Source organism: Brevibacterium marinum (genome assembly GCF_011927955.1).
Classification (GTDB): domain Bacteria; phylum Actinomycetota; class Actinomycetes; order Actinomycetales; family Brevibacteriaceae; genus Brevibacterium; species Brevibacterium marinum.
The window spans coordinates 611,109-637,524 of the sequence record NZ_JAATJN010000001.1 but is presented as its reverse complement, the minus strand read 5'-3'; the positions used below and the strand labels follow the sequence as shown (position 1 = coordinate 637,524).

The 26,416-nt window shown below is 64.1% G+C and carries 27 protein-coding genes; 12 read left to right on the top strand and 15 right to left on the bottom strand.

The window, feature by feature from the left end:
* Positions 1–82: 82 nt before the first annotated feature.
* On the top strand, positions 83–1,462 hold the full coding sequence (locus BKA07_RS02770) for an 8-oxoguanine deaminase (RefSeq protein WP_167952798.1): 1,380 nt from the start codon (positions 83–85) through the stop codon (positions 1,460–1,462).
* Positions 1,463–1,464: 2 nt separating this feature from the next.
* Here BKA07_RS02770 and BKA07_RS02765 read toward each other — a convergent pair whose 3' ends face one another.
* Positions 1,465–1,950 (bottom strand): hypothetical protein, encoded by a 486-nt coding sequence (locus BKA07_RS02765; RefSeq protein WP_167949551.1) that lies wholly within the window; start codon positions 1,948–1,950, stop codon positions 1,465–1,467.
* 146 nt (positions 1,951–2,096) lie between these two features.
* On the opposite strand from BKA07_RS02765, the gene BKA07_RS02760 reads away from it, so the two are divergent.
* Positions 2,097–2,546 (top strand): DUF2871 domain-containing protein, encoded by a 450-nt coding sequence (locus tag BKA07_RS02760; RefSeq protein WP_167949550.1) that lies wholly within the window; start codon positions 2,097–2,099, stop codon positions 2,544–2,546.
* 142 nt (positions 2,547–2,688) lie between these two features.
* Here the strand turns inward: BKA07_RS02760 and BKA07_RS02755 are convergent, their stop codons facing one another.
* The gene (locus BKA07_RS02755) at positions 2,689–3,090 is read right to left on the bottom strand and encodes a GyrI-like domain-containing protein (RefSeq protein WP_167949549.1); all 402 of its coding nucleotides are present in this window, start codon (positions 3,088–3,090) and stop codon (positions 2,689–2,691) included.
* Positions 3,091–3,155: 65 nt separating this feature from the next.
* Here BKA07_RS02755 and BKA07_RS02750 point away from each other — a divergent pair, with 65 nt between their 5' ends.
* From BKA07_RS02750 to BKA07_RS02730, 5 genes are all read left to right on the top strand, one after another.
* Positions 3,156–3,896, top strand: a complete 741-nt coding sequence (locus tag BKA07_RS02750; RefSeq protein ID WP_167949548.1) for a type 1 glutamine amidotransferase — start codon at positions 3,156–3,158, stop codon at positions 3,894–3,896.
* A 171-nt stretch (positions 3,897–4,067) separates the two neighbouring features.
* Complete coding sequence (locus BKA07_RS02745) at positions 4,068–4,682, top strand: DUF6230 family protein (RefSeq protein WP_167949547.1); 615 nt, start codon at positions 4,068–4,070, stop codon at positions 4,680–4,682.
* Entirely contained in the window at positions 4,682–5,365 is a 684-nt protein-coding gene (locus BKA07_RS02740) for a DUF6114 domain-containing protein (RefSeq protein ID WP_209043842.1), read from the top strand. Before BKA07_RS02745 ends, BKA07_RS02740 begins: the two co-directional genes overlap by 1 nt.
* Positions 5,362–6,141, top strand: a complete 780-nt coding sequence (locus BKA07_RS02735; RefSeq protein WP_167949546.1) for a hypothetical protein — start codon at positions 5,362–5,364, stop codon at positions 6,139–6,141. The genes BKA07_RS02740 and BKA07_RS02735 overlap by 4 nt, the downstream gene beginning before the upstream one ends.
* Positions 6,142–6,363: 222 nt before the next feature.
* On the top strand, positions 6,364–6,594 hold the full coding sequence (locus BKA07_RS02730; protein WP_167949545.1) for a hypothetical protein: 231 nt from the start codon (positions 6,364–6,366) through the stop codon (positions 6,592–6,594).
* 16 nt (positions 6,595–6,610) lie between these two features.
* Here the strand turns inward: BKA07_RS02730 and BKA07_RS02725 are convergent, their stop codons facing one another.
* The 5 genes from BKA07_RS02725 to BKA07_RS02705 form a co-directional block, all read right to left on the bottom strand.
* Positions 6,611–8,143, bottom strand: a complete 1,533-nt coding sequence (locus tag BKA07_RS02725; protein ID WP_167949544.1) for an AbgT family transporter — start codon at positions 8,141–8,143, stop codon at positions 6,611–6,613.
* 197 nt (positions 8,144–8,340) lie between these two features.
* Complete coding sequence (locus BKA07_RS02720) at positions 8,341–9,225, bottom strand: creatininase family protein (RefSeq protein WP_167949543.1); 885 nt, start codon at positions 9,223–9,225, stop codon at positions 8,341–8,343.
* Entirely contained in the window at positions 9,222–9,962 is a 741-nt protein-coding gene (locus tag BKA07_RS02715; protein ID WP_167949542.1) for a FadR/GntR family transcriptional regulator, read from the bottom strand. The genes BKA07_RS02720 and BKA07_RS02715 overlap by 4 nt, the downstream gene beginning before the upstream one ends.
* A gap of 58 nt (positions 9,963–10,020) precedes the next feature.
* The gene (locus BKA07_RS02710; RefSeq protein ID WP_167949541.1) at positions 10,021–11,112 is read right to left on the bottom strand and encodes a CE1 family esterase; all 1,092 of its coding nucleotides are present in this window, start codon (positions 11,110–11,112) and stop codon (positions 10,021–10,023) included.
* A gap of 147 nt (positions 11,113–11,259) precedes the next feature.
* On the bottom strand, positions 11,260–11,928 hold the full coding sequence (locus BKA07_RS02705) for a GntR family transcriptional regulator (protein WP_342448972.1): 669 nt from the start codon (positions 11,926–11,928) through the stop codon (positions 11,260–11,262).
* 177 nt (positions 11,929–12,105) lie between these two features.
* Here BKA07_RS02705 and BKA07_RS02700 point away from each other — a divergent pair, with 177 nt between their 5' ends.
* Positions 12,106–13,122 (top strand): 1-aminocyclopropane-1-carboxylate deaminase, encoded by a 1,017-nt coding sequence (locus BKA07_RS02700; protein WP_167949540.1) that lies wholly within the window; start codon positions 12,106–12,108, stop codon positions 13,120–13,122.
* Here BKA07_RS02700 and uxuA read toward each other — a convergent pair.
* The 3 genes from uxuA to uxaC are packed head-to-tail and all read right to left on the bottom strand — an operon-like array spanning position 13,104 to position 17,325.
* Positions 13,104–14,210: a mannonate dehydratase gene (gene uxuA / locus BKA07_RS02695; protein WP_167949539.1), complete on the bottom strand. Its 1,107-nt coding sequence runs from the start codon at positions 14,208–14,210 to the stop codon at positions 13,104–13,106. The two genes, BKA07_RS02700 and uxuA, sit on opposite strands and share 19 nt — an antisense overlap.
* Positions 14,207–15,868 carry a mannitol dehydrogenase family protein gene (locus tag BKA07_RS02690; RefSeq protein ID WP_167949538.1) on the bottom strand — a complete coding sequence of 554 codons (1,662 nt, stop codon included), beginning with the start codon at positions 15,866–15,868 and terminating at the stop codon, positions 14,207–14,209. The genes uxuA and BKA07_RS02690 overlap by 4 nt, the downstream gene beginning before the upstream one ends.
* Positions 15,865–17,325, bottom strand: coding sequence for a glucuronate isomerase (gene uxaC / locus BKA07_RS02685; RefSeq protein WP_167949537.1), 1,461 nt, complete (start codon positions 17,323–17,325; stop codon positions 15,865–15,867). The genes BKA07_RS02690 and uxaC overlap by 4 nt, the downstream gene beginning before the upstream one ends.
* Before the next feature lie 235 nt (positions 17,326–17,560).
* Here uxaC and BKA07_RS02680 point away from each other — a divergent pair, with 235 nt between their 5' ends.
* Complete coding sequence (locus BKA07_RS02680; protein WP_167949536.1) at positions 17,561–19,183, top strand: MFS transporter; 1,623 nt, start codon at positions 17,561–17,563, stop codon at positions 19,181–19,183.
* Between the two features lie 64 nt (positions 19,184–19,247).
* Here the strand turns inward: BKA07_RS02680 and BKA07_RS02675 are convergent, their stop codons facing one another.
* Together BKA07_RS02675 and BKA07_RS02670 are read right to left on the bottom strand one after the other, a co-directional pair.
* On the bottom strand, positions 19,248–20,192 hold the full coding sequence (locus BKA07_RS02675) for a sugar kinase (RefSeq protein ID WP_167949535.1): 945 nt from the start codon (positions 20,190–20,192) through the stop codon (positions 19,248–19,250).
* A complete protein-coding gene (locus BKA07_RS02670; RefSeq protein ID WP_167949534.1) occupies positions 20,189–20,833 on the bottom strand; it encodes a bifunctional 4-hydroxy-2-oxoglutarate aldolase/2-dehydro-3-deoxy-phosphogluconate aldolase in 645 nt (214 codons plus the stop codon). Before BKA07_RS02670 ends, BKA07_RS02675 begins: the two co-directional genes overlap by 4 nt.
* 106 nt (positions 20,834–20,939) lie before the next feature.
* Here BKA07_RS02670 and BKA07_RS02665 point away from each other — a divergent pair, with 106 nt between their 5' ends.
* The 3 genes from BKA07_RS02665 to BKA07_RS02655 all read left to right on the top strand — a co-directional run bounded on the left by BKA07_RS02665 (position 20,940) and on the right by BKA07_RS02655 (position 24,956).
* Entirely contained in the window at positions 20,940–21,695 is a 756-nt protein-coding gene (locus BKA07_RS02665; protein WP_167949533.1) for an IclR family transcriptional regulator domain-containing protein, read from the top strand.
* A 321-nt stretch (positions 21,696–22,016) separates the two neighbouring features.
* Positions 22,017–23,411: an NAD-dependent succinate-semialdehyde dehydrogenase gene (locus BKA07_RS02660; protein WP_167949532.1), complete on the top strand. Its 1,395-nt coding sequence runs from the start codon at positions 22,017–22,019 to the stop codon at positions 23,409–23,411.
* A gap of 210 nt (positions 23,412–23,621) precedes the next feature.
* On the top strand, positions 23,622–24,956 hold the full coding sequence (locus BKA07_RS02655) for an MFS transporter (RefSeq protein WP_167949531.1): 1,335 nt from the start codon (positions 23,622–23,624) through the stop codon (positions 24,954–24,956).
* On the opposite strand, the gene BKA07_RS02650 is transcribed toward BKA07_RS02655, so the two are convergent.
* The 3 genes from BKA07_RS02650 to BKA07_RS02640 are packed head-to-tail and all read right to left on the bottom strand — an operon-like array spanning position 24,892 to position 26,320.
* Positions 24,892–25,338 carry a helix-turn-helix domain-containing protein gene (locus BKA07_RS02650; RefSeq protein WP_167949530.1) on the bottom strand — a complete coding sequence of 149 codons (447 nt, stop codon included), beginning with the start codon at positions 25,336–25,338 and terminating at the stop codon, positions 24,892–24,894. The two genes, BKA07_RS02655 and BKA07_RS02650, sit on opposite strands and share 65 nt — an antisense overlap.
* A complete protein-coding gene (locus BKA07_RS02645; protein WP_167949529.1) occupies positions 25,335–25,676 on the bottom strand; it encodes a DUF6204 family protein in 342 nt (113 codons plus the stop codon). Before BKA07_RS02645 ends, BKA07_RS02650 begins: the two co-directional genes overlap by 4 nt.
* Positions 25,673–26,320 (bottom strand): TetR/AcrR family transcriptional regulator, encoded by a 648-nt coding sequence (locus tag BKA07_RS02640; RefSeq protein WP_167949528.1) that lies wholly within the window; start codon positions 26,318–26,320, stop codon positions 25,673–25,675. The genes BKA07_RS02645 and BKA07_RS02640 overlap by 4 nt, the downstream gene beginning before the upstream one ends.
* Between the last annotated feature and the right edge of the window lie 96 nt (positions 26,321–26,416).

Here is a 26,416-nt window from a genome sequence, read left to right as displayed (position 1 = left end):
GCCCACCGCGCCCACTGTGCCCACCACGCCCACCACGAGTGCGGCACCCGCCGCGAGTGCGTCGCCGACGACCGGCTCCACCATGTGGCTCCGCAATCCCATGGCCGTCCACCTCGGCCGTGACGTCGACCCATCCCGGGCCTCGGGCGGAATCGTCATCGACAAGGACTCCGGGACGATCGTCGAACTCGTCCCCGCCGGCGGCGAGCCGACAGGAGGAACGCAGACCATCGCCGAGGTGGTCGATGCCAGCCAGCACGTCATCACTGCCGGACTCGTCAACACCCACCACCACTTCTACCAAACCCTGACCCGGGCTTGGGCTCCGGTCGCGGATCTGCCGCTGTTCGGGTGGCTGACCAACCTCTATCCGGTCTGGGCGAGACTGACACCGAAGGCCCTCGAGCTGGCCACGACGGTTGCGATGGCCGAACTGCTCGAATCCGGCTGCACGACCACCGCCGATCACCACTATCTGTTCCCGTCCGGCATGGATGAAGCGATCGACATCCAGGTCGAGGTGACCAGGAAGCTCGGCATGCGTGCCATGCTCACCCGCGGATCCATGTCCCTGGGGGAGAAGGACGGTGGGCTGCCGCCGCAGCGGACCGTGCAGGATCCGGATGTGATCCTCGCCGACTCCCGCCGCCTCGTCGAGGCCCATCACGAACGAGGTGACGGCGCGCAGGTCCAGATCGGCTTCGCGCCCTGCTCGCCGTTCTCCGTGACCACCGAGCTCATGCGCGAGAGCGCGAGCCTCGCGCATGAGCTCGGTGTCCGCCTCCACACGCACCTTGCGGAGACCCTCGATGAGGAGGAGTTCTGCCGGGAGCGCTTCGGACTGCGCACCGTCGACTACCTCGAGTCGGTCGGGTGGCTGAATGATCGATCCTGGTTGACCCACGGTGTGCACTTCGACGCTGAGGAGATCGCCCGCCTCGGCGCGGCCGGTGTCTCCGTGGCACACTGCCCGACGTCGAACATGCGCCTGGCGTCGGGCATCGCTCGGGCCGTCGAGCTCGAGGACGCCGGGGTCAGTGTGGGCCTCGGGGTCGACGGATCGGCATCGAACGACTCCTCGAACCTCATCCGCGAGGTCCGGCAGGCCCTCTACGTCCAGCGTCTGCGCTACGGCTGTGACGACGTCACCTGCGCCCGTGTCCTCGACTGGGCTACCCGCGGATCCGCCGCTGCCCTGGGGCGTGAGGATATCGGGCGCATCGAGGTCGGCAAACAGGCGGACCTGGCGATGTTCCGTCTCGACGGACTTGCCTTCTCCGGCTCCCACGATCCGATTCCAGCACTCGTCCTCTGCGGTGCTGAGAAGGCAGATCGGGTCATGGTCGCAGGTCAATGGCGTGTGCTCGACGGCAATGCCATCGGTGCGGACAACCTGGCGCTCGACAAGGAAGCGCTCATCGCGGCCCACCAGGAGGAGGCCCGCAAGCTCGTCACCGGCTGACCTCAGCTCTCGGGCTTCCGGAACACCTCGCGCATGTGATCGCTGGTGAGGAAATCGCCGATTCCGATCATGATGAGGCTGAAGGCGATCTGTTCGGTGATCATCCAGACGGGGTAGAGGCCGGGGATCGCGGCCATGACGAGGGTGATCACCGGGAAGATCTGGGCGAACAGGCGCAGCCGCTGATAGCCCCAGTAGTAGCCCTTCGTCGAGCGCCAGAAGAAGTAGAACAGGGTGGCTGTCATGCCGAGGACGACGACGGTGCGCATCCACACAGCGAACGGCACGGGCTCGCCCGCCTGGGCGATGATGATGGCATAGACCACGGCACCGAAGCCGAGCACGAGTTCGACGATGAGCAGCCAGGTGATCCACGCGAACGCGCGCTTCGTCTTCGCATGGGCGAGCCCTTCGGCCGGGACGATGAGTCCTGCTTTGCTGCCACCTGCGATGCGGTCGATCTTTGCGAACAGATTCTCGAAGGCCATGACGTCAGGTTAACTTCCGAGCGTGCCTAGAACCCGAGAAATCGGGGGTATTCGACCATGTGAGGACGAACATCAATCAAAAGTTGGGAACAGAGTTCAATCCTGTGGGTCAGGATTCGGACGCTGAATCCTGATGAAGTATAAGCATGAAGAAAATATTCAACGCGGCATTCTCTTACATGATCATCGGCGTCCTCGCGGGTCTGTTCTACCGTGAGTTCACCAAGGCCAACGACTTCCCGGAAGGTGATTTCACCCAGCTCAGCGTCGTCCACACCCACCTGCTGACGCTCGGCTTCATCGTCCTGCTCATCGTCCTCGTCCTCGACAAGGTCTTCGGGCTCTCCGGTTCGAAGCTGTTCTCCTGGTTCTTCTGGATCTACAACGTCGGCATCATCCTCACCGTCGGCATGATGGTCTGGCACGGATCGCTGACCGTCCTCGGGCAGGAGTCCAATGCCATGATCGCCGGCATCGCCGGGCTCGGACACATCGCACTCTCCGTGAGCCTCGTCCTGTTCTTCCTGTCGCTGCGCAAGGCTATCGTCGCCGACAAAGCCGTGACCGAGACGACGGCTCGGTCGATCGCTGACTGACCACCGCACAGATCGCAGTTCTGAATACAACCAGGCCACCGTCGCCGAGGCGGTGCCGGGGCCGGTACCCAACGACGTCATCGTTGAGCACGGGCCCCGGTTCGTGCGGCAACCTGGCGGTGTTCGGATGTCCACCGTGCGACTATCCCTGATTGAGGCACCACTCGCTCAAATGCTGCCAGCTCGCACCGATTCTGCTCATCGGTCCCTTGTGGATGAGAGTGGCCGCTGAACATGAGGGCAGCTCGGTGCCGCCCGCGGAGTCGGAGTACAGTCCGACGCCGACATGGACATCGCCACCGGCGTCCCTGATCCGTCGAGCGACCTTGCCGAACAGAAGACCGATCTCCGAGGTGTCGAACGGGGGATCGCCGAGCAGAACAGTCGTGCCGATGATTGTCTCTGCCGGCAGCTTCTTGATGACACAGTCCGGGAACTTCATGGTCATCCTTTCGATGAGGGCCAATCGAAACTCGATTTCGGCCAGTGAGGCTGCAGCGACCGCCTGTTCGGTCTGCAGCTGCTGACGACGGAAGGTGAACATATCGACCGCGTATCAGCATCAAGACTATGTCGACGGCAGCGATCCGGATCGGTGACAATGGCGGCATGAGCGAAATGAGAATCCTGGCCATCGAGCATGAGGCCGGTGCCGGTCCCGAGCGGTTCGGGGCGTGGCTGACCGAAGCGGGGGCGACCGTGGACGTCCTCCGTCCCTACCGTGGCGAAGCGATTCCCGGCGCACTCGACGGCACTTCTGCTCACCACGGCTATGACGCGCTCCTCGTCCTCGGAGGATCCGCCGGGCCCCTCGAAGATGATGACAACCCGTGGCTGCCCCAGGTCAGAGACCTGCTCAAGCGATCGGCGGCAGGGGAATTTCCCAGCTTCAACATCTGCCTCGGTGGGGAGCTGTTGGCCGCTGCCACCTCGGCGGAGCTCTTCCGGCGGGAGCGCCCACAGGTCGGCATCTACGATCTGCACACCACCTCGGCGGGGGAGAGGGACCCCGTGTTCGCAGCCATCGCAGGCGAAGAACGGGAGACGATCCCGGCGGTGCTCTTCCATCAGGAGGAGATGGAGCTGCCCGAGGGGGCCGAGCTCCTCCTGACGGGATCCGACGCGCCGGTCCAGGGCTACCGAGTCGGCGAATTCGCGTGGGGCACACAGTTCCATCCCGAATCCGATGCCGCGCAGGTCGAACGATGGCTGAGCTCGGACCCGCTCCAACTGCCCGAGGGCAAGACCGGCGAGTCGATCACGGCTGAGGTCGCCGAGGCGGATGCCGAGTTGATCCGGATCAACCGAGCGCTCGCACACAGCTTCGTCGACTATCTGCGTGAGCTCTGACCTCGGTGATCATCCGAGAGGCCAGACCACCGCCGCGCAGTGTTGCACGCACAGAATTTTCCAATCTCTTGACCCACGCCTGATGATCGATATACTCGTCAGTAACACCTGTCAGTAACATACGTCACAACCACGGCTCGGACCCAGCGCTCGATGTCGCCAGGAGGACCAATGAAGTTCCCGAAGTTTCGCAATATCCGCAAGATCGGCTCTTCGCACGCCGGACGCATCGCACTAGTAGGAATCCCTGCGGGCATCGTCTCGGCAGCACTGATGGGCGGGGTTGCGCAGGGTGCCGTTCCGGTCTCATTCTCGGTGTCGGGAAGTCAGTTCCAAATCAGTTCCTCACAGCTCGAGGGAGAAGGATTCTCCCAGTACAGCGGAATCGCGAAGGGCACCGAGGGCAAAGATCACCAGGTCGTGATCGCCAATATCGAGAAAGCCACGCTTGCGGATCTCTGTCAGTCGGTGACCACGGAGACTCCGCTCGGCAAGGTCGGCCTGCTCATCAAGGCAGGCGGCGGCGAGGAGCCGGCATCCGCCACCGGTCTGCAGATCGGTATGACGGAGCTCATGGGCGATGCCAAGTTCAAGAATATCCGGATCGGCGTCGACGCTTCCGAGGTCAACACCGAGGCCAAGGGCACCAAGGGTGACTTCGCCCAGGATTCCGACACGATTTCGATCGATAAGCTGGAGCAGAGAGCCTGGAGCACCCAGGCTTCGGTATTCACGCTCAAGGACATGTCATTGGAGATGACCGACGGATCTGAGACGTGCTTCTGATGAAGGAAGCATCAACGAGCGAGCAGCCGACCGTCGAGCAGCAGCCTGTCGACCAGCAGATCGACGAGCAGCAGGCTGACGAACAGCGGACCAGCCTATTGGCATTGTCTCGCCGAAGTCGCCGTGCCGCTGAGCGGGAGACGGCTGAGCGAGAAACACCCGTCACGGACCACTCCGAACAGGAGACTGAGGGGTCGGGTCGGGACGGTTCTCAGCAGTCTGCCGGATTCGGGCATTGGTATCGGCAACGGCCCTTCATCGGCGGTGTGCTCGTCGTGCTCGGTGGAATCGAGCTCTTCTTCTCCGGTCAGCTCGACCTGGGGAACATGAAGATTCAGTTCGGCATCGAGGGGCTGCAGGCCACGATCATTCCGATCGCACTGGTGCTGCTGGGTGTCTTCGCGACTCTCAGGCCCACGCACCACATGTTCTATGGACTGATCGCGCTCGCTCTCGCGGTCTACTCGCTGATCGGGGTGAACCTCGGCGGGTTCATCATCGGCATGCTGCTGGCCAGTATCGGGTCAGTGCTCGTGGTCGCTTGGATGGGGCCGCGCGAGCCGAAGCCCAAAGTGAATAAGTCCCGGTCGAAGAAGTCTCGCGCCAAGAAGGCTGAGGCAGAGGCGTCGGGTGCCGAACGGAGGGAAGCCGGCGAAACTGCGGGCGAAGAGAGGAACTTATGAGGACACCGAGTCGCCGCACGGCGTCGCTCTTTGCGGTTCTCGCCCTCGCTGTCACCTCGACGTTGGGCGCGACAGCGTCCGCAGTGGCCCAGTCGGCCCCGCTGTGCACCCCTGAGACCGGGTGCGGTTCGGATTCGCCGGGTTCGAAGCCATCCGAACCGAGTTCGCCGGACGATCCGACCCAAGGCCCGACGGACCCAGCTGCTCCGGGACCGACCGAGTCCCCAGCTCCGAGTGAATCCCCCACGCCGAGCGAGTCGCCGACGGATGAGCCGACTGAGTCACCGACCGAGGAACCGAGCGATGAGCCGACCGAGGAACCCCCGGTCGAGGCACAGAAGGATGAGGACGCGCCGGTCTTCACCGACACTCCGGCATCGATGGGATCCGAGTCATTGTCGTTCAAGGGGCTCAGCGGAATCGCGATCGTCGATGTTCCCACGGCTGATGGGGGAACTACCCGCACCTTGAAGATCTCTGCGGAGGAGATCAAGATCGAGGGGTTCTCGCTCACTGTCAGCCCTCGCGAGCAGGCTGGAGAGGGCGGACTGGTGACCAAGGCGGACACCATGACGCTCAAGGGAGACGTCGATGTGTACCTCGGCTCGATCACGGCCACGACCAAGAACGGTGATTCGCTGACCTTGGGCACTGACACGCCGCCGCCTCTGGACGACGTCGAGCCGGGGCTGCTCCGAGTGACGATGGGTCTGGTCGGCACCATCGCCGATTCGATCGAGTACACGAACACCGACCAGGCGATCGTCGAGCCCTGACTCGCCTGACGCAGCGGTCGAGCACGTTGCCCATCGACAGGCCCCCTGTCTTCCAGTGCCTTGAGGCGCTGGAAGACAGGGGGCCTGATTCGTGCCGCGGCACAACGAAACCGTCGGATCGAGTGGGCGCACGGCCGGGCGCCCGAATCCCATCTGGCCGCCGGGGCGGAAGAATGCGATAGGTGCAGGGCGAATAGACGCGCTGGCAGACAGGGGCCCGCGATGACAAAGCTCTTGTTCATCGGCGGGACGGTGCTCGTGATTCTGGGCGGGCTGCTCGCCGGAGGTGGTTGGTTCTTCAACACGTTCACGGGAGAGCCCGCCGATGCCAACATCGGTGCCGGCATCATGGTGCCGGTCGGCTGCACGATTGTCGGGCCGGGGGTGCTGGTTCTGCTGGCTTGGGCGATTGCAGCAGGCTTTCGGTTCTGGAGGCGTCGCAGAACCACATGATCCGTCCAGCGCCCGGTCACCGCACCGGCGCATCCGGGCCGAGCGGGATGCCCAGGCCCCACCAGAGGAAGAACAGCAGGCTCCACATGATCGTCATGCACACCGCCAGCGGCAGCGTGTGGGAGGCCAGTGTGCCTATGCCGGCGGACTTCTGGTAGCGCTGCATGAATCCGAGCGCGAGGATGAAGTAGGGGCTCATCGGGGTGATCGAGGTCGAACCCGAGTCGGCGATGCGGAAGATCGCCTGCGAGGTTTCGGGCGGAACGTCGAGGAGCATGAGCATCGGCACGATGACCGGTGCCATGATCGCCCACATGGCCGACCCGGACGTGATGAGGACGTTGACGACGGAGAGGACGAGCAGTACGAGGATGAAGACCACCCAGGTGGGCAGTCCGAGCCCTGTGAACAGCTCCGAGGTCGAGACCGAGACCAGCATGCCGATGTTCGTCCACTCGAAGTATTCGAGGAACTGGGCGATCGCGAAGAACAGGACGAGGACGGGCGCCATGCTCGCCAGCCCCTGGCTCATGAGCTTCGGCACGTCGGCGAACGTTTCGATGGTGCCCTCGCGGAAGCCATAGACGATCCCGCCGACGCCGAAGAGTAGGGCTATGATGAACGCGATTCCGGTCAGGAACGGCGACTCACCGATCGGACCGTCCCCGCGCAGCGGTGCATTGTCCGGTACGACGAGAACGACGATGACGATGAGCATCCCGATGACGGCGAACATCGCGAACTTCAGGGCCGAGCGTTCCTTGTCGGTGATGACCATGTCTTCGTGTTCGGCATCCTCGTCGGCTTCGAGGTTCTGTCGCTTCGTGAGCACGAGTTCCGTGACGATGGTGATGACGATGGCCAGGAGGATGGAGCTTGCGATGTTGAAGTACCAGTTGCCGATCGGGGTGACGATGTAGTCGGGGTCGATGATGTTCGCCGCCGCCGAGCTGATGCCCGCGAAGATCGCGTCATTCGGCGTCGGGATGGGGCTGGCGTCGTAGCCCGAGGCGATGGACGTGTACGCGACGATGACGCCGAGGACGGGGGAGCGACCGACCGCCTTGAACACCATGCCGCCGAGTGGGACGAGGATGACGTAGGCCGCGGCCGAGGCGACGTGGGAGACCGTGCCCATGAAGGCGACGGTGAAGACGATGAGGGACGCGGGGACCCTGGCAATCGAGACCTTCATCGCCGTCGACAGCATCCCTGTGCGCTCGGCGAGGGCCACGCCCATGATGACGACCATGATCGTGATCAGCGGCGGGAAGGACTGGTAGGCGTCGAGCGAGGTGCTCACGGCCATCGCGATTCCCTCGCCGCTGAGCAGGTTGTTCACCGGTGTCCATTCGCCGCTGCCGGGATCGTTCACCCCGACTCCCATAGCGGAGAGGACGAGGCTGAGGACGGCGAGGATTCCCGCCAGGATCCAGAACAGCCAGAACGGATGCGGCAGTCTGTTGCCGACGTCCTCGATGACGTTGAGGAACCGGATGACTGCTGGGAGTCGTTCCTGGGTGGGCTTGTCGGTGGTGGTCGATTCCATGGCTGGCTCCTGGGTGTCCGGGTGATGTCGGAGCTTTTGGGCACGACTCGGCTGTACCCGTGAACTCCATCGGTCTCAGAGGTGGGGCTGAAGTGAAGAGGTGGGACGAATATGAAGAGGTGCGGATCCGGAATGTGGCAGAGATCCGGTGGTGGAAGGCGCTGGTGATCCTGTGTCGAACTACGCGGGAGCGGCAGTCATAGTCTCAGCACTTCCCGGGAGTAGGCGACGAGCTTCTCAATGACTTCGCCGAGGATGTCGACCCCGGCCGTGGCTGTGGCGGTGCGAGGGTCCCCGAGGGCCCCGTTCTCGGAGTACTGGTCGAAGGTGACGGCGCTCGCCGGCGACTTCGTCCGACTCAGCCGAGCGCGCGGTGAGAGATCGGCGAGGTCGGTGGCTCCCGCGGTGAGGCGCGGGGAATCGACGAGACGGTCGTCGATGGCCAGCATCTGTGAGGTCTCGGATTCTCCGGAATGCCCGCTGACCTCTGTGCGCGGCAGTGCAGCGTTGGCCTCGGCGGCCAGAGCGCTGACCGGCGAATAGGCGAAGACGAGGTCTGGATGAGTACTCAGCAGCACCTGTTGGGCGACGCCGAGGGCCGCCATATTGCCCCCGTGGCCGGTGATCACCAGGACGCGTGTGAAGCCGGAGTCGCAGATCTGGCCGGCGACCGTGGTGACGATGTCGACGAAGGTCCGCGGATCGAGTGTGATGGTGCCGGGCAGGTTTCCATGGTGAGGGGACACCCCGTAGTCGATGCTCGGAAGCACGAAGGCCCTGCCTGCGTCAGAAGTGTCGTCGCCTGCCGGCCCTTCCGCCGCACACGACTCTTCGCCGACACCCAGCTCTTCACCGACGGTTAACTCTCCAGCCGCAGCCAGCTCTTCAGCCACGGCCATGGCCACATGATCGGCCCGGATGCTGTCGGTGCTCAGGGGCAGCCCGTCGCCGTGCTGCTCGCAGGCGCCGACGGGCAGGATCAGGAGGGCCTCGTCCCGCTTCGCGGCTTCGACTTCGAGCGAGGTCAGCTCCCCGTACCTGCGGATATGCGGTCGGATCTCCGTCACCGACTGCCGGGTCACTGTTCGGTGCCTTCTGGTGAGGCGTCCGATTCGGACTGTGCGCTCGCCTCGGCGATATCGCTGTCGTCGGTGTGGGCAGACCAGTCGGCGAGGACGGCTGCCCTGATGCTCTCGAGGTGCTTGCGCGTCCGATGTGATGCTTCGAGGCCGTCGCCGCGTCTGATCGCGTCGAGGATGTCCGCGTGCTCGTCGTGGTCGCGAAGCCGATCGTAGGTGAAGCGGGCCGCCTGCTGAGTGCGTGAGTGGATGGCCAGCAGGGACACGAGCATCTCGTGCAGCGCGCGATTGCCCGACGCCTTTGCCAGCTCCACGTGGAAATGACCGGCTGGCACCTCGGTGTGCAGCTGCAGGGCATTGTCGACCGCCGTCTCCATGGTCTGCACGGCGCTTTCGCCCTGCACGCTCGCTGCGAGTTCCGCGATGCCGGGTTCGATGGCGATCCGAGCGTCGAGCAGTTCGATGGCGGCCGCGAGGTCGATGGGCACATAGTGCGGATTGTCGAGGATGCGACGGTTGATCGCCTCCCGCACGTAGGTCCCTGAGCCGTGCTTGAGCTCGACCGACCCCGTGGCTTCGAGGCGGCGCAGCGCCTCCCGGACAGTGGGGACGGTGACTTCGAAGCGTTCGGCCAGCGCCTTGGCCGAGGGCAGCGTCTGTCCGGGCTGCAGGTCCTGCGAGCGAATCGTGTCGACGATGTCTCGGGTGAGTCGTTCGACGAGTCCGATGGGTGGTGTCATGTCACTCTCCTTCAAGTGTTTAAGTCATCTAATCACTTAGTGAATAGCGTGTCAAGGGTCACTCCGAGCCGGCCGCTCCCGCAGGTCCGACGGCTCCCGCAGATTCGGTGGAGGTATTGCTTCTCGAGTGGTCGCTGAAGAAATCCCACAGCGTCTCGGTCGCGGAGAAGTCCTCGGTCACGTACCCGCCGCCGCTGTACATGGTCTCGCCCGGCCAGACGTGACCTCCCTCGGCGACGGTGTAGAGCTCGACATCCGCACCGTCGCGGCAGTCCTGCCATGTGGTGCGCACGACCTTCTCGCCCTTCCTGCCGACCTTCCTGTCCTTCGGCTCTCCACAGTCGGCGGTCTCGGCCCAGGGCTGCAGCCACTCGTGCACGGAGGGGTAGGTCTCTCCCTGGCGCTCGCCTCCCTCGTAGTGCATGGTGGAGTCGCCGGTGCCGTGGATGGCAAGCATCGGCGTCGGCTCTGAGTAGTCACAGCCGGCGAACGACTGCGGATAGTAGGCGCCGGCAACGGTCGCGAAGGCGGAGAACCTGTCTCGCAGCTGGCAGGCGAGGACCGAGACCATGCCTCCGCCGTTCGACTTGCCTGTCGCATAGACGCGATCCAGGTCGATGCAGAACTCGTCCTCGACCGAATCGAGGAGGTCGGCGACGAAGCGCACGTCATCGGCGCCGCCGGCATACGGTGCGCCCTGCCAGGAACGCTTCCCGTCCGTGCGGACTCCGTCGGGGAAGATCGTGATGGCGGGCAGATCGGGCAGCCCCGTGTAGTTCTGGAATTCGGCGCCGTCCGAGCCTCTGCCATGGAAGCCCAGGATGAGAGGAGTCGGGACGGTGGCGTCGTAGTCGCGCGGGATGTTGATCCGGTAGGTTCGTTCGTCCCCCGCCGAGGTGATCGTGCCCTGGTCGTTCCCGGACTTCTGTTCGACCCCGCACCCGCGTGAGAGGCGGGGTTCGGTCTGGGGCGATCCGTCTCTTGCGCCCGCGGTTGATGGTGTGGCTGAGGTTGGTGTTGACGTTGCGGTTGATGTTGCCGCTGTGGGTGTGGCTGAGGCCGCGGGCTGTGGGGCGAGGGGCAGCGTGGGGCCGAGCAGGAGCGTCAGAGCGAGAGCGATGGACAGTCTGCGTTTCGTCGTTGAAGGCAATTCTCTTCCTTTGATCGTCGGTGATCGTCGGCGCCACTATACACGAGTCATTTAATCACTTGATGACTTAAGTGGGCGCGCAGAGGCTCGCTCATCTCCTCGCTTGGGACTCCGCCGGATAGTGGGGCGGGCCGGGCCGTCAGTTCGTCACTCAGTGCGGTTGCTTGTGAGTGCGGACCAGTTCTCGCTGGTCAGAGCCACTGCGCGGTCACGGTCGCCGGCGCGGATGGCGGCGATGATCTGCGCGTGCTGCTCGGGTGAGTCCGAACCCTTGGCCGAGTCGAAGTGCAGGTATTCGGCACGCCGCAGGGTCGCCGTGACGACCTCGAGGTGGTCGGGGATGAGCGGATTGCCGCAGCGTGACAGGGCTGCCTCGTGGAACGCGTCATCGGCGCAGATGGCCGCATCGATGTCGGAGGCGCTCGAGGCTGCATCTCCCAGTGCCGACCTCAGGTCCTCGTTGGCGGCCTCCATGTCGTCGATGTCCTTTGCCACCAGTTTCGGGAAGGCGAGACTCATCGCGAGGGCGTGCAGTTGGGCCGCGATCTGTCGGGCGTTGACGACCGACTCGGGATTCTCCGGGGCCACACGTGTCATCCGTCCCGGCTCGGCCATGACGAGGCCCGCCTGGGTCAGCCGCTGAAGGGCCTCGCGAACCGGAGTGCGGGAGACCTGCAGCCAGGCACCGAGCTCTTGGTCGCGCAGCTGTTCCCCGGGAGCCAGTTGTCCGCGGACGATGGCGTCGCGGATCGAGCGATAGACGTCGTCACGCAGCAGCCTTCGCTGGGGGATCGGCATGTTCGTGGGAATCGGCACCGGCGACCTTTCTGTCCGTCAGGTGAGCAATCAGTCCGTCAGGGGCTCGGTCCTGGCATGTGGGACTTCACTTGCGACTCATTGTAGTCCTAACCAGAATGCAATATATTGCATATCACAAGCACTGTTTGACTCGGCACCACGAGTCGAACGGCACCACGAGTCGAAGAGGACACCATGGCGATCACCGATTTCGAGCGCTATCCACTGACCTTCGGGCCCAGCCCGGTCCACGAGCTCAAGCGACTGAGCGCCCACCTCGGCGGGGCCGGGGTCTGGGCCAAGCGCGAGGACGTCAACTCCGGACTCGCCTTCGGCGGAAACAAGACCCGAAAGCTCGAATACATCGTTCCCGACATCCTCGCCTCCGGTGCCGATACGCTCGTGTCGATCGGCGGCTATCAGTCGAACCACACTCGGCAGGTCGCGGCCGTCGCGGCGCACCTCGGACTGAAGTCGCGGCTCGTGCAGGAGCGCTGGGTCGACTGGGACGACCCGGTCAACGACAAGGTCGGCAACATCGAGCTCTCCCGCATCATGGGCGCCGATGTGCGTCTCGACTCGGCCGGATTCGACATCGGCATCCGGTCGAGCTGGGAGAACGCGATCGCCGAGGTCGAAGCCGCCGGCGGCAGGCCCTACCCCATCCCGGCAGGTGCCTCCGAGCACAAGTTCGGCGCACTCGGCTTCGTCAACTGGGCCCACGAGGTCGCGGAGCAGGAGAAGGAGCTCGGCGTCTTCTTCGACACCATCGTCGTGTGCACGGTCACCGGCTCGACCCATGCGGGGATGATCGCCGGGTTCGCCGCGCTCGAGGCGGCAGGAGGGCCGAGGCGACAGGTCATCGGCATCGACGCCTCGGCGACACTGGACAAGACCCGAGACCAGGTCAAGCGGATCGCGAACAACGCTGCAGAGCTCATCGGCCTCGGCCGCGGGATCACAGACGATGAGGTCGACATCCGACCCGGCTGGGAGGGACCGGCCTACGGCATTCCCGAGGAATCGACGGTGAATGCGATCCGCACCACCGCGCAGCTCGAGGGCGTCATCCTCGACCCCGTCTACGAGGGCAAGTCGATGGCCGGGCTGCTCGACCTCGTCGGCGAGGGCACGGTGGGGAAGGACTCGACGGTCCTCTACGCCCACCTCGGCGGCCAATTGGCGCTCAACGCCTACAGCTCGATCTTCTGAGCCGGTCGCTCTTTCAGGAGGGGGGACTTGTCGGCGGCCTCCCAGAGCCCGTTGAGGTAAGCGGCACCGAGGGCCCGGTCGAAGAGCCCGTATCCGGGCCGCCCCGTCTCGCCCCAGATCATGCGCCCATGATCCGGCCGGATGACACCGTCGAAGCCGGCACGATGGAAGGCGCGAACGATCTGGTGCAGATCCAGAGAACCTTCCGACGACAGATGTGCCGACTCATAGAAGCGTCCCTCGTCCTGCCACCGGATATTGCGGATATGCGCGAATGGCACACGACCTTCCGGGACCAACTCCTCGATGATGTCGACGACGTCATTGGCCCGGTTGGCACCGAGACTTCCGGTGCAGAGGGTGAGCCCATTGTGCGGGCTGTCCACAGCGTCAACGATCCAGCGCAGGTCGTCACGGTCGGAGACGATGCGGGGCAGGCCGAAAAGAGGATGGGGCGGATCGTCCGGATGGATCGCCATCGAGACACCGGCCTCCTGACACACGGGCATGATCGCTTCGAGGAAGTACTTGAGGTTCTCACGAAGCGTGTTCGCGTCCACTCCCTCGTACTGGGCGAACAGGCTCCGCAGATCGGACAGACGTTCCGGCTCCCAGCCCGGAAGACTCAGATCTGATGAGCCTGCCGTGTACTGTTCCAGGAGCGATTCCGGGGAGATCGACTCGGAGACCGACCGGTCGTACTGCATCGTCTGCGAGCCGTCGGGCAATTCGTACCATAGGTCAGTGCGCAGCCAGTCGAAGACCGGCATGAAGTTGTAGCAGATGACCGAGATGCCCGCCTTGCCGAGCCGGCGGATCGTCTCTCGGTAGTTGTCGATGTACCGGTCACGACTGGGCAGACCGATCTTGATGTCGTCATGGATGTTGACCGACTCGATGACCTGAAGATTCAGCCCGGCGTCCTCCACCTGCGCCTTGAGCTCGGCGATCCGGTGCTCGGGCCAGGCTTCTCCGGTCGGGATGTCATAGAGTGCACCGACCACATCCCCGACGCCCGGGATCTGCCGGATGTGCGTGAGCGAAATGGGGTCGTCCTGGGCTCCGAACCAGCGGAATGACATTCTCATGAGTGATTGCTCCTTGCTGCGGCTGAGGGTTTCGCTGTGTGTTCGGGGCGAGTGGAATCGGCGAGTCTGTGCAACGTTCTGCGTACTGCCCCGGCTCCGGCCAGCATCGCACCGAGGTGGCCTTCAACCGTCGGAGCGAGCCCGACGGAGACGAGATCGACTCCGAAGATCGCTTCATCCGCGAGCAGGTCTCGTGCGCTCGAAGCGGTCTCAGGATCACCGATGCGCATACCCTTCAGACGATTGTCTATCGCGGGCAGCAGGGGGTCTGGGCTGCGCTCGAAGGGCGCAAGATCATCGTCGACGCCGAGGAGATATCTGACCCAGGCCGCGATCGCGAAGGGGATCCAGGTCAGATGCTGCGCATCGCCGACATCCACGTGTCGCCTGATCGTTTCGCCGAAGCGGATGCCGAGCTTCTGCGAGGTGTCCGTGGCGATGCGCTGCGGCGAGTCGGGAAGACCGGGATTGGGAAGCCGAACATCGATGACCTCCGCCAGGAAGGCTGCAGGGTCGAGGCCCGACGGAGTGTCCGCAACCGGCAGCCCCTCGTGTCGCCCGACGCCCTCGACGAGCGCTCTGATGTCACAGTCGTCCATCATGTGCGCGATCCGGGTGAAGCCCAGCAGGCACCCGACCACCGCCATTGCGGTATGCAGCGGGTTGAGGCATGTGCACACCTTCATCCGGTCGGCTCTGCTGACCAGCTCTCTGTCGCCCACCAGCACGCCGGCCAGCTCGAACGGCGGTCGCCCGTTGGGAAAGTCATCCTCGACGACCAGGTAGCTGGTGCTCTCGGTGTTGGAGAACGACGCGAGCGGGCCGCCTCCGCTGCGCTCGCGGACATCTGCGCCGATGAGGCCGCGTTCGGCAAGCATTGCCGCGACCGCGGGCGAGGGGGACGGAGTGATCCGGTCGACCATGGTCGATGGATAGGCGACCCGCTGCCGATCGCTGACATAGTCTGCGAACTCGGCCGGTGCCTGCCCGGACGCGACCCAGAGATCAGCGATGCTGCGCACCGCTTGGGCCAACCGGTCGCCGTTGTCCGAGAAGTTGTCCGTGCTCATCAATGCGATGGGAGTGCCTCCTGCGTGGAACCGGGTGAGCAGAAGGGACGCCAAGGCAGGGATCGCGGTCCGATTCCGAGCAGGACCGCAGTCGACGTCGTCCGCGATCTCGGGAAGGGCTTCCCCGGACGCGTCGACCGTCTGGTATCCCTTCTCCGTGATCGTGAGCGTGACGAGCTGCAACGACGACTGCCTGAACACCGCGCTCATTCGGTCCCAACCTGTGGCGGCATCTGACGCGAGCTGCGCACTCTCGGCGACGGAGGCGATGAGGGCTGGGTCGATGGTTCCGTCGGCGTTCATCACGACGTTGACGAAGAGGTCATCGGTCCGACGCGAGTTCTCCACCACGGTGTGATCTCGGAGATTCGCAAGAACGATCCCGGTCTCATGACCGCCGTCGAGCATCGCCTGCGCCACAATCGCATGAACGCTGCGGAAGAAGTTGCCGGCACCGAGGTGGACCCAGGTCGGCGCCGCAGTCGTCGCCTTCCGCATCACGCGAGGGTCGAACTGCGGAACCCGGAAACCTGCGGCTGAGAATTCGTCGAATCGGTCGAAGGAATCGGAGTCGAGAGCGAGACTCATGATCTCCCGCCCTGCAGTGCCGCATCGAATCGGAAGAAGCGCACCGCATTGTCATGGAAGACGTCGCGCAGAATCTCGATGAGGGTGTCGTGATCGGCGGGGACCTGTCCCGAATCGACCCACTGCCCCACGAGGTCGACGACGATGCGTCGGAAGTACTCGTGCCGTGGGTAGGACAGGAACGAGCGCGAATCGGTGACCATGCCGACCGCTGCCGGCAGATATCCGACCTCGGCGAAGGTTCGGATCTGATCCGACATTCCTGCGATCGTGTCATTGAACCACCACGCATTGCCCAACTGCACCTTTCCGGCGGTTCCGGGACCGGGGAAACAGGTGGCGAGCACGGCGAGCTGCTTGTTCTGCTTCTCGTCGACCGTGAAGAGGAGAGTCCGCGGCAGCTCGTCCGCTTCGGCGAGTTCGCCGAGGAACCTCTGCAGCGCCTGCACCGGAGCGTCCTCGCCGATCCCGTCGAACCCGCTGTCCGAACCGATCTCGTGCAGTGCGCGCGGATTTGCGTCTCGCAGCGCGTTGAGGTGCAGCTCCATCACCCAGTCGTGCCGGTGGTAGATTCTCGCCAGGTGGTGGAGGACTGCCCACCGGAACGATGCGGCTTCGGATTCGGTGAGCCGCTCGCCGCTGAGGCGCCGCACGAGTATTGCCTCCGCCTCGGCGTCGGTGGAGGGCTGTTTCGGGAATACCTCCAGTGATTGGTCGGAGACCGTCCCTCCTCGCTCCGCGAAGTAGGCGACCCGCTGTTCCAGAGCAGAGACGAGCCCACTGAAGTCGGTGATCGGTCCTCCGGTCACAGCGCCGAGCTTTTCGAGATAGGGCGCGAACTCGTCCCTCTCGATGCGCAGCACCCCGTCGGGCCGGAACCCTGGGACGACGAGGGTGTCGAAGTCCTCGGCTGCGGCGAGGGCCTGATGGTGTTCGAGCGAGTCCAGGGGATCGTCCGTCGTGCAGATGACCTCGACCCGGCTGGTCCGAACCAGCCCTCGGGCGCTGAAGTCGTCTTCGCGCAACCTCGAGTTCGCCGCATCGTAGATGGCGCGAGCGCTTGATGCGTTGAGCACATCGTGGATTCCGAAGAAGCGCTGGAGCTCAAGGTGGGACCAGTGCTGAACGGGGTTGCCGATGGCTCGACCGACGACGTCGGCGAACGCCTCGAACTTCTCCCAGTCCGAGCCGTCACCTGTGATGAGGCGCTCGTCCACTCCCGCGCCCCGCATCAGGCGCCACTTGTAGTGATCGCCTTCCAGCCATACTTCGGTGATCGACGCGAACCGTCGGTCGTCGGCGAGTTCCTGGGCGGAGAGGTGGCAGTGGTAGTCGACGATGGGCAGGTCGCCGGTGGCATCGAACAGTCGCTGTGCAGTCTCGGTTTCCAGCAGAAAGTCTGCATCGAGGAAAGAGCGCTGGGTGCTTGCGCCTTCACGTGTTCTCCGGCCGCTCATAATCGATCGCCACCTCAGTGTGTCTCAGCTTTTTCGGTTCCACCTGACGGACCTCAGGTCTGTATACGTGACCACGATACTCGATTCGGCAGAGCAATTGGTGCGTGAGGGGGCTTGCATTCATGTTCTCTGAGCTTTAGTGTCAATCCGTACTACAGATCACAGTTCCGTAGTACAGAACAATGTCGGCAGTGTCGCTGACTTGTTCGAGGACCAACGAAGGGACCTGCTTGACATGCACACCGATGCAACTGCCTCGAAGCGAAGCGAGCGCGACTACTCCGGCGCACGGGTATACACCGCGAGGCCGATCACGATCGTGCGCAGCATGGGCTACGGTGTCGTCGACCTCATGGGCGGCGGATGGAACACCATCGTCGGTGGACTCATGCTGTTCTTCTTCACGAACTACGGCGGGGTCTCGGCGCTGCAGGGCGCATCGATCCTGTTCATTGCGAGGATCGTCGACGCCGTCGTCAGCGTGCTCGTGGGGCCGCTGACGGACAACTTCTTCCGCACTCGACTCGGTCGCAGATTCGGCCGCCGACACTTCTTCCTGATGATCGGCGCACCCCTGGTCCTCCTCGTCTTCCCGCTGCTGTGGATAGCGGGCCAGGGCTATTGGTACTACCTGGTCGTCTATCTCGCAGTGGAGGTGATCATGGCGATCATCCTCATCCCCTGGGAGACGCTGCCCAGCGAGATGACCGAGAACTACACCGACCGCACGAAGCTGTCCGCAACTCGAATGTTCTTCTCAGCATGCGGAACCTTCCTGGTGTTCGCGCTGCCTGCAGCGATCCAGGCAACGGGCGATCCGCACGCCTACCTCATTGCCGGGACGGCATTGTCGGTGCTGTTCGCCCTCGGCGTCGCGATCGCCTATTTCACCACCTGGGAACGAAAGATCACACCGGAATACCTTGCGCAGCTCGAGGCACAGCCCAGACAGAGTCTCTGGCTCACCCTCAAGACCACTGTCATCCAGGCCGGCAGCACCTTCCGCAATCGAGCCTTCGTCAAGCACTTGGTCATCTACCTGAGTTCGTTCACCGCCAAGGACGTCTTCTCCAGTGCTCTGACTTTCTTCGTGGTGTATTCGATCGCCAGCAGTGAGACCTTCGGTCTCACGTTGCAGGCTCTCGGCATCGTGGGTCTGCCGGTCACGATCATTGCCGGGTTCCTCATGGTCGCACGCGGCCCCCGCTTCCTCTATGCGACCTCATACACTTTGATCACGGCGACTCTGCTCTCACTGGGTGCGATATACGTGTTCCAGCCGCAGTCCACGATCGTCTTGCTCATCATCGTCGGCGTCGCGTATCAGATCGGCCGAGCTCTGCTTGAGTTCACGCCCTGGAATGTCTATCCGTTCATTCCCGACGTGGACTATCTGATGACGGGAGAACACCGGGCCGGAATCTATGCGGCGGTTATGACCTTCGGACGGAAGTCGACCGGTGCCATCGGCTCACTCATCGTCGGCGGGTTGATCGACGCGTCCGGCTTCATGAAACCGGGAACCAGCGGTGGAGTCCCTGTCGACGCCGGTTGCACCGGTGAGTGTGTGCTCGTTCAGCCCGCAGGAGTGTCCGGTGCCATTGCAGCGGTCACAATCTTCGCTCCGCTGATACTCATCATCATCGCGTTCGTGGTCTCGCGGCGCTTCCACCTCGACAAGCAGGCGCACTCGGTGCTTCTGGCCGAGATCGGCCGTCTCGAAGCGGGCGGGGCCAAGGCCGACGTCGACCTTCAGACTCGCACTCGCCTGGAGAAGCTCACCGGGCAGCCTTATGAGAAGCTGTGGCCGCTCGAGGAGGTCAAGCGCGAGGGCGCGAAGATCGAACCCTCGGAGTAGTCGAGCCCGGCATAGGCGAGTGCCGGAGCCGTGGCGAAGCCGGGCTCGAGACCCGGCCTGCGGCTCAGCGCGAGACCGGGTCGCCTCCCGTGGTGAGTTCCATGATGTCGCGGCGGGTCGGCATCATCTCCCAGTCGCCATCGCCACGACACGCGCATGCTCCTGCCGCTGCCGCCGTGCGCATTCGGCTCTTCAGGTCGAGACCGGCCAGACGCTCTGTCAGGTAGCCGCCGACGAAGGCATCTCCGGCGCCGACGGTGTCCGCGACCTCAACGAGGAACGGCGGCTGTTGCACTGTCTCGTCACCCACGAGGGCGTAGGCGCCACGATCACCGAGCTTGATCACAACCTCCTGCGGGCCGAGCGCTGTTATCCGCTGCGCCAATTCGCCGACAGAACCACTCCCGACAGCGATCGCGGCTTCATCATCTCCTGCGAACACGATGTCCGAGAGCCCGATGGCTTCACGAAATGCCGGCTCCGCCGACTCATGTGTCCACATCTTCGAGCGATAGTTGAGGTCGAATGAGACACAGCCTCCGGCCTCGCGGACGGTCCGCGCGGCGGTGAGGACTGTTCGGGCCACTTGGTCACCCAAGGCCAGGGAGATGCCCGTGAAGTGAAAGATCTCCGCAGACTCCAGTGCCGGCTGAGGGAGGTCCTCGACGCACAGACGGCTCCCGGCATTGCCGGTCCGGTAGTAGACGACACGTGTGCGGCCGAGCGACGGGCGGTCCTTGACCATCAGCGCGGTCGGTGCCGTGGAATCGAGAGCGCCATACACGTCGATCCCTTCGCCGCGGATGGTGCGTGTGATCCGGCGACCGAAGGCATCGTCTCCGATCCGGCCGACCCAGGACACGTCGGCGCCGAGGCGAGCTGCCGCAATTGCCACGTTGCTCTCCGCTCCGCCGAAACTGACGGCTGCCTCAGAGAGAACATCGAGACCGCCTGTGTTCCTCGTGTAGATGAGGGCGAGGCTCTCTCCGGCCGTGACGAGGCCGCTCATGCTCGAGCGCCGATGTCTGAGGTGGTCGCCAAGGCTGCACGTACGGTGCCCGCGACCTCGGCGGCGCCGCGATCCAGAGTCGTCGACGAGGTCATCCAGCTGCCGCTGACCATGGCCACAGCCGGGTGGGCCAGATGCTCGGCAAGGGTGTCGGGGGAGACTCCTCCCGAGGGCATGAAGGAGACGTCTCGGAAGGCTGATCCGAGTGCATCGATGTATCTGAGCCCACCGAGGATGTTGGCTGGAAACAGCTTCACCAGACGCAGGCCTGCCTGCCATGAGCGCATAACCTCGGTCGCGGTCGCGACACCGGGTACATAGGGCACGTTGTTATCGATTGCCACGCCGAGGATGTCGTCGGCGAAGCCCGGAGACACGAGGAACTGTGCCCCGGCGGACAGAGCCTCGTTCGCCTGCGAGCCGTTCATGACCGTGCCCGCCCCGACGATGAGATCACCGTCCGCGGCAAGTTCGGACAGCGCCGTCATCGCGTGAGGGGTGCGCAGGCCGATTTCGACGATGTTCAGGCCGCCGTCCAGAAGTCCTCGGTGCAGTGCGAGAGTCTGCGCAGGGTCAGCCGGGGCCGCCAACGGCACCAACTTCTGACCGTCGAACACGTCTATCCGTTGGGTCGTGTGCATCCTGCCCCTCCTCGATGAATGTCATCAGTTAGTTCTGTCCAGCAAAACTTAGTTCTATCAGTATTATAGACGTGCGGGACTTCGTAATCACGCGGGAGAGGCGAATGTGAACGACACAATAGGACAGAAGAGCGCCAGCGAGAAGACGATGAGTGTGCTCGCTGCCGCGCTCGAGCATTCACGATTCACCGACATCGTCGCCGCCTCGGGACTCGCCAAGGCGACTGTTCACCGGATCCTGGCCACACTTGTGGCCAGCGACTACATCATGGGCGACGGAGAGCACGGGTACCGTGCCGGCTCGGCCATGTTGTCGATTGCGGGCCGCGCGATCGCCTCCGTGGACATTGCCCAGTTGGCGAGCCCGACCGTCGATCGATTGGTGAAGGAGGTCGACTGCACGATCCATGTGGGCGTTGCCACCGGCGAGGAGATCCTCTATCTCATCCGCCGCGATGCATCCAAGCCGTACCAGATGAAGTCCCGCGTGGGACACGGCATGCCATTGCACTGCACCGGAATGGGCAAGGCCGTGATGGCGACGTGGTCGCCGAGTCGCGTCGCGGAATTCATCGAGCGCGTCGGCTTGCCTGCCCGCACGGCGCAGACCATCACGACCGCCGATGCGCTGTCAGCGGAGCTGGAGCGTGTGCGCGAGCGCGGATTCGCCACCGACATCGGGGAGAACGAGTCGGGGACCGTCTGTGTGTCTGCAGGGATCCGCAATCATACCGGCGAAGTCACCCACGGTCTGTCGATCTCGTCGATCGCACTGGAACATCCGGGTACGTCGATCGAGCAGTTCTCCGATTCCGCGATCGCGGCGGCCGATGAGATCTCCCGACTCCTCGGTGCCCGCTGAGTCCGTACGGCTTCACCGGTCAGGGACGGCCTGCGAGGTCTCCGGGATCAGTCGCGTGAAGTCGCGGTTGCCGAAACCGTGACCGCACTCACCTGTCTGTGCGAATTCAGTAGTAAGTCATGCGGATTCCGCAAAGGCCCTACGGGGCCGGCGGGTCGGATCAGAGACTGATGATTCCCCCAGGTTCCGCCACTTGTTGCGCCGGTCACGTGTTGATAGCGTGAGAGGCAAGCATACGCGATCCGTCGAATGCGACGGTGTTCAGCGATGCACAACGCCTTAACCGGCGCCATCGGGCGCCACTAGTCAAAGGAGTCTGGAATGAGCAATGTAGGCAGTGCTGCAGGCGGCTACCGTGTCGAGAACCCGGCCACGGGCGAAGTCGTCGAGAAGTTCGACACCGCCACCGACGCGCAGATCGAAAAGGTCCTCGATGCAGCTCACAAGGGCTTCCTGAGCTGGCGCGAGAAGACGACCGAGGAGCGCGGAAAGATCGTCAACGAGGTCGCCGCACTCTTCGGAGAGCACAAGGAAGAACTCGCGAAGATCATCGCCGAGGAGATGGGCAAGCCCGTCGCGGAAGGGATCGAAGAGGCCGAATTCTGCGAGGAGATCTTCAACTACTACGCGGACAACGGACCGGACTTCGCCGCCGACGAGCCCATCAAGTCGATGTCGGGCGGCAAGGCATTCATCCAGCGCCGTCCCGTCGGCGCGCTGCTGGGCATCATGCCGTGGAACTTCCCGTACTACCAGGTCGCCCGCTTCGCGGCACCCAACCTCGTGCTCGGCAACACGATCATCCTCAAGCACGCCGAGATCTGTCCGCGCTCCTCGGCGAAGATCGCCGAGATCATGAAGGAAGCCGGCATCCCCGACGGCGTGTACAACAACGTCTACGCCACCCATGAGCAGGTCGAGACCATCATCGCCGATGATCGGCTCGAAGGTGTGTCGCTGACCGGTTCCGAGCGCGCCGGTTCGGCCGTGGCGGCCACCGCCGGCAAGAACCTCAAGAAGGCCGTGCTCGAGCTCGGCGGCTCCGATCCCTACATCGTCCTCGATACGGACGACATGGACGAGGCAGTCGACACCGCCTGGGGCACCCGCCTCTACAACACCGGCCAGGTCTGCAATGCGAACAAGCGCATGATCGTCATGGATGACATCTACGAAGACTTCGTGTCCGGACTGACCAAGCGCGCTCAGGACTGGACGAAGGGCACCCCCGCCGAGGCGGGCGACGGCAAGTACTCGCCACTGTCCTCGCGTGGTGCGGCTGAGAACCTGCGCAAGCAGCTCGACCGCGCAGTCGAACAGGGTGCGACACTCGTCGGCGGCGAGCTGGCATCGGACGGTTCGGCCTACGTCTCGCCGGCCGTGCTGACCGGAGTCACCTCCGACATGGACGCCTACCGTGAGGAGCTCTTCGGCCCCGTGGCCACCGTGTACAAGGTGAGCAGCGACGACGAGGCCCTCAAGCTCGCCAACGACACCCGCTTCGGGCTCGGCGGCGCCGTGTTCGCCAAGGACGAAGAGCGCGCCGCGAAGCTCGCCCAGGGCCTCGAGGTGGGCATGTCGAACGTCAACACCCCCGCCGGTGAGGGTGCGGAGATCCCCTTCGGCGGCACCAAGCGCTCGGGCTTCGGCCGCGAGCTGGGACCCTACGGCATGGACGAGTTCGTCAACAAGCGGATGTACTACGTGGCTGAGTGACGCTGATGAGCTCAGCTCTCGCCGATAAACGGGTTGAGTGCCGAGACGCGCCTGCGCACGGGCGTGCCTCGGCACTCAACCCGTTTTTCGATGGTGGGAGCTGCGGGCACAGTGGGTGAGGTTCGTCGGGATCTCGACACGCACAGAGGCGCTCGATAGCGTCTGTGGCGTCCTTGACCGACGAGCGAACCCACGAATGAGGCGAGACGGATGCCCAGAATGCTCATCCTCGGCCTGTGCGCCGGGTACTTCCTCGTCCTCCTCGATGTGACAGTGGTGAATGTCGCACTGCCGCAGATCAACGTCGACCTCCGTGCGGGTCAGACGGGGATGGCCGGGGTCGTCAATGCCTATACCTTCGTCCTGGCCGCGCTGCTGTTGGCGATCGGGGCGATCGGGGACCGTTGGGGTCACCGCCGGATTGTGATATTCGGTTTCCTCTGTTTCTTCCTCGGCTCGCTGGCCTGTTCGCTGTCACCGACGATCGAGTTGCTCGTAAGTTCTCGCGCCCTCCAGGGCGTCGGTGCGGCCGCGACAATGACCGGAACACTGGCGATGCTCTCGGAATCGGCCGCGGACGAGAGAGAACGAAGCAGGCTCGTCGGTCTGTGGGCCGCGCTGGGCGGTATCGCCCTTCCCCTCGGGCCTCTGCTGGGAGGGCTGCTCGTCGATGTGGGCAACTGGAGAGCGGTGTTCTGGCTGAATCTGCCGATCATTCTCATCGCTGTCATCCCGATTCTTGCATCCTCTCCGAGGGGCGGGGCGTCGCGGTCCGGAAGCGGCGGGAGAGTTCGGGAATCTGAGCGCCCCGCCGCGCCCGACTCCGCACCGTCTGCCGAGTCCGCACCGTCTCCCGAGTCTGCTTCGGGCACAGGGCTGCCGCCAGTCGCTGCCCCGTCGGTGAGTTCATCGCGGGCGAGGCTGATGCTCGCCTGCGTCGTCGCTGCCATGATGAATTTCTGTGTTCTCGGCACTCTGTTCCTGCTCACCCAGTTCTTCCAGGACGGTCGAGGCCTGAGTCCGCTGCAGGCGGGATTGGCCACCCTGCCTGCTCTGCTTCCGATGCCGTTCTTCGGGGCCTTGTCATCGCGGGTCAGCAACCGCCTCGGCGTCTGGAGAACGAGCGCTCTGGGGCTCGTCGTGGGTGGCATAGGGCTCGGGCTGATGGGTCTGACGATCTCCGGTGCAGGGCTGTGGGGCCTGTGGTCCGCACTCTTCGTGTGGGCAGTCGGAGTCGGAACCCTCACCCCCGCGATCGTGGCAGCGGCCATGCATGCCCTGCCGCAGAGGTCGGGATTCGCCTCGGGTGCGGGAAGCACGGCGCGCAACCTCGGCGGAGCTCTGGGAGTCACAGTCTTCGCTGCCCTGCACGAGGTGGACACCGGCGTCCTGATGGCGGGGGCCGGTGTCGCCATGATCGCCGCCGCATTCATCTGCATTCAGGTGCAGCGCGGGAGGACTCAGGTTTCGACGGTAGATCTCACGGTGGACCGGAGTGAGGGAAGCGGCCAGATCCTACGGCCGAGATCACCTCTGTCGGATTGAGCCCGGTGTCGGTGAACCAGCGGTGTGCCGCCTTCTCGGCAAGACCTTCGGCCTGGTCGATGAGTGCTCGGCCGCTATCGGTGAGGGCGAACTCGCCGGACTCCGCACGCGAGAGCCAGCCGAGCTTGACCAGAGGCAGGCTGGAACGCACTGCATGCGATCGGGACTCGCCCATCGCCTCGGCGAGGTCCTCCCGGGTCAGACCCTGGGGCTGCGCGCCGATGCTGCGCAGCCGGCGGAGGTCATCCAGGGAGAGTCCCACACGGGAGAGCGCAGTGCCGATCGCGGTGTCCAGTGAGCTCTTCGCCCAGGCCAGAACAAGTGTGGCCTCGAGGCTGGGTGCTGCGTCCGCGGTCTCGTACTCCGGATGCTCAGAGTTCATCGGCGTGCCCCCGAACGCACTGTGACATCCTCGATGCACACCGATGAGACATCGACGATCCTGCCGCCGAGGCCACGCGCGGCGAGATCGGCATCGGAGAGCTCCTCGGCTCGGATGCCAGCGGACACCTCGGCGTCATCGGGGCTCGCCTCATCGATGGTGAGCAGAAATCGGTGCTGATAGTTCAGCAGTTGCGGTGTGTAGAGGAACGTTCCCTCCGGCGTGAAACTCGCGGCGAACATATCGTGGTCTTCCTGCGCAGCATGCAGGGACGCGCGCTGGATGTCGTCGAGGTCGGTGAATCGGCCGCGGACGGTGGTGCGGTAGTTGCGAATCATGAATGTGTTCCCTCTGGATCTGCGTTGTCAGTGCTGCGCGTGGCGTGGTCGAAGAGCGCGACGATCTCGTTCGCATCGATGCTGGTGTGGGCGGGCACTGCCGTGTCGAGGACCGAGCGCAGCGACAGGGCCATCGTGGTCACGTCGAAACTGCGCATCTCTCCTCTGCTTTGGCCCTCGTCGAAGAGTGCCACGAGCTCTGCGACAGAATCGGCCGAGCGCTGACCATAGGACGCCGAGCGCCGATCGTGGTGCTGCGTGCGGTCGACCTTCCTGCCGAGGTAGCCCACGGCCGCGATGATGGCCGCGGCCCGAGTCGGTTCGCGTCGGCAGTAGTCGATGTGCGTGGAGATATAGGTGGCGAGCCGTTCGTTGGTCGACGCCCGCGACCCCAGCGCCCGAGTGAGTTCGGGCCCGAGGTCTTCGATCACGAACTTCATGACCGCCGAGGCGAGCTCGTCCTTGTCGGAGAAGTTGCCGTGGATCGCTCCGCGGCTGAATCCGGCATTCTCGGCGACTGCGATGAGGGAGGTGCCGCGGACGCCGTGCTCCGCGAACAGCTGTGCCGCCGATTCGATGAGGCGTCGGCGGGTGGCCTGCTGGCTCTCTCTGCGCGTCAGGCGGGGATGGCGGGATGTGGTCATGAATTCAGTATACTTCATAGTATTCGAATACAGCAAAGTATTTGGAATTGAGGATCTGCTGAGAGTGATTTGACCACGTTGTACTGTGGGAGGGGC